Annotated in this window: 7 protein-coding genes; 2 read left to right on the top strand and 5 right to left on the bottom strand. The window is 63.7% G+C overall.

Annotated elements, in window-relative coordinates; genetic code table 11:
* Both ACLV8F_RS17350 and ACLV8F_RS17345 read left to right on the top strand, forming a co-directional pair.
* On the top strand, positions 1 to 1,128 hold a 1,128-nt coding region (locus ACLV8F_RS17350; RefSeq protein WP_411885449.1), incomplete at its 5' end, for a Glu/Leu/Phe/Val family dehydrogenase.
* A gap of 50 nt (positions 1,129 to 1,178) precedes the next feature.
* Positions 1,179 to 1,619, top strand: coding sequence for a hypothetical protein (locus tag ACLV8F_RS17345; RefSeq protein WP_411885448.1), 441 nt, complete (start codon positions 1,179 to 1,181; stop codon positions 1,617 to 1,619).
* Positions 1,620 to 1,630: 11 nt separating this feature from the next.
* Here the strand turns inward: ACLV8F_RS17345 and ACLV8F_RS17340 are convergent, their stop codons facing one another.
* Genes ACLV8F_RS17340 through ACLV8F_RS17320 form a run of 5 tightly spaced genes read right to left on the bottom strand, consistent with a single transcriptional unit; the run spans position 1,631 to position 6,084 of the window.
* Positions 1,631 to 2,146, bottom strand: coding sequence for a DUF1178 family protein (locus tag ACLV8F_RS17340; RefSeq protein WP_411885447.1), 516 nt, complete (start codon positions 2,144 to 2,146; stop codon positions 1,631 to 1,633).
* A gap of 21 nt (positions 2,147 to 2,167) precedes the next feature.
* Entirely contained in the window at positions 2,168 to 2,782 is a 615-nt protein-coding gene (locus ACLV8F_RS17335; protein ID WP_411885446.1) for an NUDIX domain-containing protein, read from the bottom strand.
* Positions 2,779 to 3,081: a DUF2818 family protein gene (locus ACLV8F_RS17330; protein WP_411885445.1), complete on the bottom strand. Its 303-nt coding sequence runs from the start codon at positions 3,079 to 3,081 to the stop codon at positions 2,779 to 2,781. The genes ACLV8F_RS17335 and ACLV8F_RS17330 overlap by 4 nt, the downstream gene beginning before the upstream one ends.
* A gap of 7 nt (positions 3,082 to 3,088) precedes the next feature.
* Positions 3,089 to 4,591 carry an NADH-quinone oxidoreductase subunit NuoN gene (nuoN, locus tag ACLV8F_RS17325; protein WP_411885444.1) on the bottom strand — a complete coding sequence of 501 codons (1,503 nt, stop codon included), beginning with the start codon at positions 4,589 to 4,591 and terminating at the stop codon, positions 3,089 to 3,091.
* A 17-nt stretch (positions 4,592 to 4,608) separates the two neighbouring features.
* Positions 4,609 to 6,084: an NADH-quinone oxidoreductase subunit M gene (locus ACLV8F_RS17320; protein WP_411885443.1), complete on the bottom strand. Its 1,476-nt coding sequence runs from the start codon at positions 6,082 to 6,084 to the stop codon at positions 4,609 to 4,611.
* Positions 6,085 to 6,098 lie beyond the last annotated feature (14 nt).

Genomic DNA, 6,098 nt, shown 5'->3' with positions numbered 1-6,098 from the left:
GACGTGCCCATCCACATGGACGACGGCACCGTCGCCCACTTCGAGGGCTACCGCGTGCAGCACAACGTCTCGCGCGGCCCCGGCAAGGGCGGCGTGCGCTTTCACCAGGATGTCACGCTGTCGGAAGTCATGGCGCTGTCGGCCTGGATGTCCGTGAAGAACGCGGCGGTGAACGTGCCCTACGGCGGCGCCAAGGGCGGCATCCGCGTCGACCCCAAGAAGCTCTCGCGCGGCGAACTCGAGCGCATGACGCGCCGCTACACCAGCGAGATCGGCATCATCATCGGCCCCAACAAGGACATCCCCGCCCCCGACGTCAATACCAACGACCAGATCATGGCGTGGATGATGGACACCTACTCGATGAACACCGGCTCCACCTCGACCGGTGTCGTCACCGGCAAGCCGGTGGACCTGGGCGGCTCCCTGGGCCGGCGTGAAGCCACGGGCCGCGGCGTGTACACCGTGGGCGCGGAAGCCGCCAAACACATCGGCCTGGATATCTCGACCGCGCGCGTCGCGGTGCAGGGCTTCGGCAACGTGGGCGGCGTGGCGGGCAAGCTGTTTGCCGAGGCCGGCGCGCGCGTGGTGGCGGTGCAGGACCACGGCGGCACGATTTACCGTGAAGCCGGCCTCGACGTGCCGGCATTGCTCAGGCACGTGGAAGCCAATGGCAGCGTGGCCGGTTTCGCCGAAGCCGAAGTCATCGCCAACGACACCTTCTGGGACGTGGAGTGCGACATCCTGATCCCGGCCGCGCTTGAGCAGCAGATCACCGAAGCCAATGCCGGCCGCATCAAGGCGCGCATGATCATCGAAGGCGCCAACGGCCCAACCACGCCGGCCGCCGACGACATCCTGCACGACCGCAACGTGCTGGTGCTGCCGGACGTGATCGCCAACGCCGGCGGCGTGACGGTCAGCTACTTTGAATGGGTGCAGGATTTCTCCAGCTTCTTCTGGGACGAGGAAGAAATCAACGCGCGCCTGGTCAAGATCATGAAAGACGCCTTCGCCGGCGTCTGGCACGTGGCGCAAGACCAGAAGGTCAGCCTGCGCACCGCGACCTTCATCGTGGCCTGCAAACGCATCCTGCATACGCGCGAACTGCGCGGCCTCTACCCCTGATGGACGGCGGCGCGCCGGCGGGCCTGCAAGGGCGGCATGGAATGGCCGCCTTGCGGCAGCCTGCGGCCGCGCTCTTTCTGGGGTGCCTGGTGGCGGCGCTTGCCGCCTTTCTGGGGCCTTTGCTGGATGCCCCGGCCATCGCGCGCTGGACCGTGCAAAGTTATGACGACGAGGGCTTGCGCGCGGCCTTCGCATTGGTCGGCGTGCGCCACCTGCCCATGTTCCTGCTTGCGGTGGCGGCCGGCAATGCCGTGTACAGGCTGCTCAAAAGCACTTCACTGGCCATGGTGGCGCTAAGCGTCATTCCCTGGCTTGTGTATGTGATCGTGACCGGCACGATGGAATCCATGGCCGTCGGCGAAAGCCCGTTCAGTTGGGTCGGCTACGAACCGTCCTACTTCATCTGGCCGCATTTTGTTGCCATACCCTTGGGGCTTTATATGGCCAGCCGCATGGTGCGGCAGCGCCAGGCAAGGTCCGCGCTCAGCTGAGCCCGCAGCGTTTACTGCAGCGTTTCCTTGATCGCCGCCGGCAACGGCAAAGGCATCACGTCTATGCCCTCCTCCATCAGCTCAACCGCCTCGCGCACGCTGGTCTGGCCGCGTATGCTGCGCGCTTCCTGCTCGCCGTAATGCATGCGGCGTGCCTCGTCGGCAAACCGGCTGCCCACGTCTTCAGTGTTGGTCACCACATGGCGCAGGGCCTGCAAAAACGCGGCCTGCTCCGCACGGCTGGCGCCGGCAGGCATTCCGGCGACGGCGGGTAAATTGCGCGACGCTGCGTTTTCTTCGGCGCCCACGCGCGATGGGGAAGCCTGGGAATTTTTGCCGGGCAGCTCGGGGCTTTGATGCGCACCCAGGTTCAGGCGCGGGGCGCTCGGGAGTTTCTGTACGCTTTTGTCGGCGCACATCGGGCATTCGACCAGCCCGCGCGACAGCTGGGTCTGGAAATCGTCCTCGGACGCAAACCAGCCTTCAAACGAATGCTGGTGCGAACATTGGAGATTGAGAACCTTCATGGGCGGATTATCGCCGCGTGACTACGAAGAGGCAGACTGCCAGTCCAATGCCCACGCTCCCGACAGCACGTTTTGCAGCCACAGCGCGCCGGTCAAGGTCTTCGCGTCAGTCACCTGGCCGCCGGCGCACCAGGCCAGCAGTTCGGCGGGCGTGGCGGTAAAGACGTCCAGGAACTCACCGGCGTCGAGCTTGCGCGTGCCCAGCGTCAGCCCGCGAGCGAACCAGATGTCGATAAATTCCGTCGAGTAGGAGATCACCGGGTGCAGCACGCCGGCGCGGGCCCATTCGCGTGCGGTGTAACCGGTCTCTTCCAGCAACTCGCGCTGCGCGCAGGCCAGCGAGTCTTCACCCGGGTCGAGCTTGCCCGCGGGAAACTCGACCATGACGGACTGCACGGGGTAACGGTACTGGCGCTCCAGCACCAGGCTGCCGTCGTCGCACTGCGCCACGATCATCACGGCGCCGGGATGGATCACGTATTCGCGCGTGGCCTGGGTGCCGTCTGGCAGGCCGACGGTGTCGCGCATAGCGTGGAGAAAGCGCCCTTTCAGGATCTCCACGGAAGCTATGCGGGTTTCCACAAGGTGCGCATCCGCCGGCTCGCCGGCTTCATGGTCGGCCGGTACGGGCTTCATGAACGGTGCTTGAACAGGTAGCGCCAGGTGAACCCGGGAAACGCGAAGGTGATGAAGAGCGCGCCGGTGATGGCGTAAAACTCCCAGCCCTGCGGCGCGATCTGGCCGGTGCGCTGCTCAAGGTAAAGGCCCAGGCCGCCGACCAGGAAGTACCAGACCACCATCTCCCCCAGGCGGACGGCAAGGTTCTTGGGCTGCTTGAGCGCGTAAACCGCGAACACGCGGTTGCTGATAAACGGCAGGTTGGCGACCAGCAGGGCCAGCAGCACGACCAGCCAGACCGAAGCGGTTTGCGTCATGAAGGGATCAGGTACCCAGGGACTTGACGATGCTGCTGATGGACTGGGAGCACAGCGTCATCAGGCCGCCGGGCAGCATGCCCAGGATCAGGATGAGCGCGCCGTTGATCGCGAGCACCACCTTGGCATCCGTCGGCCCGGAGACCGGCAACGCGTTGTGGGCGAGCGGTGCATCGAAGTACATGACCTTGACGATGCGCAGGTAGTAGAAGGCGCCCACCAGCGACATCATCACCGCAAAAACGGCCAGCACGATGTAGCTGGTTTGCTGCGATGAAATCAGCGCCTGCAGGACGGACAGCTTGGCGTAAAAACCAACCAGCGGCGGCAGGCCGGCCAACGAGAACATGCTGATGGCCATCACGCCCGCATACAAGGGGCTGCGCTGGTTCAGGCCGGCCAGGTCGACGATCTCCTCGGACTCGTGCCCGGCGCGCGCCAGCAGCATGATGATGCCGAAAGCGCCCAGTGTGGTGAGCACATAGGTCAGGGCGTAAAACATCGCCGCGCTGTAGGCGGATTCGGTGTTGAGCTGGTTGCCGTTGACCACACCGGCCAGCAGGCCGAGCAGCAGGAAGCCCATCTGCGAGATGGTGGAGAACGCCAGCATGCGCTTGAGGTTGGACTGGGCGACGGCGGCCAGGTTGCCGACCAGCAGCGAGCCTATGGCCATCAGGGCCAGCATCTGCTGCCAGTCGATCGCCAGCGGCAGCAGGCCTTCGACCAGCAGGCGGATGCAGATCGCGAAGGCCGCGAGCTGCGGCGCGCCGCCAATCAGCAGCGTCACCGCGGTGGGCGCGCCCTGGTAGACGTCGGGCAGCCACATGTGGAAAGGCACCGCCCCCAACTTGAAGGCCAGGCCGGCCACGATGAAGACCAGGCCGAAAATCAGGACCTGATGGCGGACCTGACGGCTGGCGATGGCGTTGAAGACTTCGTTGAGGTCCAGGGAACCGGTCGCGCCGTAGAGCATCGAGAGGCCGTAAAGCAGGAAGCCCGAGGCCAGCGCGCCCAGCACGAAATACTTCATGGCCGCTTCGGTGGCCGTGGCATTGTCGCGGCGCAAGGCCACCAGCGCGTAACTGGACAGCGTGAGCAATTCCAGGCCCATGTAGATGACCAGGAAGTTGTGGCCCGAGATCATCACGAACATTCCCAGCAACGCAAACAGGCTGAGGGTAAAGAATTCGCCGCCGCGCAGCATGTCGCGGTCCGCCGCGTAAGGGCGGCCGTAAACCAGCGTGATCATCACGGTGATGCAGGCAAAACACTTGAGCCAGCCGCCCATGGGGTCGCTGACGATCATGTTGCCGAAACCGTAGAAGGTCTGGCCGCCCACCGCGTAAGCAGCTTCCAGGGCGGCCACCACGGCCAGTGTCACCAGCGTGAGCACATAGGTCAACGTGCGCTGCGGCGTCTTCACGCCCAGGTCCACCAGCGCAATCACGCAGGCCATGGTCAGCAGGACGAGTTCGGGGTAAACCGCGATCCAGGAGAGTTTGTCAATCATCTGAATTCTTTGTAGTTTCAGTTCAGCTTGGAGACCGCGACGTGCTTGAGCAGGTCCGCCACTGAAGTGTTCATCACGTCCGTAAACGGCTTGGGATAGATACCCATGTACAGCACGGCAACGGCCAGCAGGGCCAGCATCAGGAACTCGCGGCTGTTGATGTCGGTGAGCGCCTTGACGTCTTCATTGACGACGGGGCCGAGGTAGACGCGCTTGTACATCCACAAGGTGTAGGCCGCACCGAAGATCAGCGCCGTCGCCGCCGCGCCGCCCATCCAGAAGTTGGCCTTGACGGCGCCCAGGATGACCATCCATTCGCCGACAAAGCCGGCCGTGCCCGGCAAGCCGCAATTGGCCATGGCGAACAGCAGCGCGAAGGCCGCGAACTTGGGCATGGTGTTGACCACACCGCCGTAGCTGGCGATTTCGCGCGAGTGGACACGGTCGTACAGCACGCCAATGCACAGGAACATCGCGCCTGACACAAAGCCGTGGGCGATCATCTGCACGAGGCCGCCGGAAACACCGAGGTCATTGAAGATGAAGAAACCCAGGGTGACGAAACCCATGTGCGCCACCGATGAATAAGCCACCAGCTTTTTCATGTCTTGCTGCACCAGGGCCACCACACCGACGTAGATGACGGCGATCAGCGACAGTGCGATCATGAGCCAGGCCCATTCGTGCGCGGCGTCCGGGGCGATGGGCATCGAGAAACGCAGGAAACCGTAGGCGCCCAGCTTCAGCATGATGGCCGCCAGCACGGCGGATCCGCCGGTGGGCGCTTCGACGTGCACGTCGGGTAGCCAGGTGTGGACCGGCCACATCGGCACCTTGACCGCAAAGGCCGCGAAGAAGGCGAAGAACAGCAGCGTCTGTATCGTGCTGCCCAGCGGCAGCTTGTGCCAGGTCAGGATGTCGAAGCTGCCGCCCGACTTGTTGTACAGGTAAATCAGGGCCACCAGCATCAGCAGCGAACCGAGCAAGGTATAGAGGAAGAACTTGAAGGCCGCGTAGATCTTGTTGGGGCCGCCCCAGATGCCGATGATGAGGTACATCGGAATCAGCGTGGCTTCGAAGAACACGTAGAACAAAATGCCGTCCAGCGCCGAGAACACACCGATCATGAGCCCGCTGAGGATCAGGAAGGAGGCCATGTACTGGTTCACGCGCGTGGTGATGGCTTCCCAGCTGGCGATGATGACCACCACGTTGATGAAGGCCGTCAGCAGCACAAACCACAGCGAGATGCCGTCGACACCCACGTGGTAGTTGACGTTGAAGCGCTGTATCCAGCTGCCCTTCTCCACAAACTGCATGGCCGAGGTGCCCAGCTGGAAGCCGTCGTACAGCGGCAGCGTCACCCCGAAACTGACGACCGCGCCTATCAGCGCGATCCAGCGAACGCTGTGCGCCTGCTCATCGCGGCCCAGCGCCAGCAGAACCACACCGAAAACAATCGGTGTCCAGATCGCAAGACTCAACAAACCCATTCTTGTTCTTCCTT

The sequence above is a fragment of the Polaromonas sp. YR568 genome (assembly GCF_943369675.1).
Taxonomy (GTDB): domain Bacteria; phylum Pseudomonadota; class Gammaproteobacteria; order Burkholderiales; family Burkholderiaceae_C; genus Polaromonas.
Note: the sequence above shows the minus strand (reverse complement) of the source record. Positions and strands in the feature narration are given on the sequence as shown.

What these genes read in the sequence shown, in the direction of transcription:
- ACLV8F_RS17340 (WP_411885447.1), bottom strand. Translation starts at nt 2,146, where the DNA reads ATGAAGGTTCTCAATCTCCAATGTTCGCACCAGCATTCGTTTGAAGGC.
- ACLV8F_RS17335 (WP_411885446.1), bottom strand. Translation starts at nt 2,782, where the DNA reads ATGAAGCCCGTACCGGCCGACCATGAAGCCGGCGAGCCGGCGGATGCG.
- nuoN (WP_411885444.1), bottom strand. Translation starts at nt 4,591, where the DNA reads ATGATTGACAAACTCTCCTGGATCGCGGTTTACCCCGAACTCGTCCTG.
- ACLV8F_RS17330 (WP_411885445.1), bottom strand. Translation starts at nt 3,081, where the DNA reads ATGACGCAAACCGCTTCGGTCTGGCTGGTCGTGCTGCTGGCCCTGCTG.
- ACLV8F_RS17320 (WP_411885443.1), bottom strand. Translation starts at nt 6,084, where the DNA reads ATGGGTTTGTTGAGTCTTGCGATCTGGACACCGATTGTTTTCGGTGTG.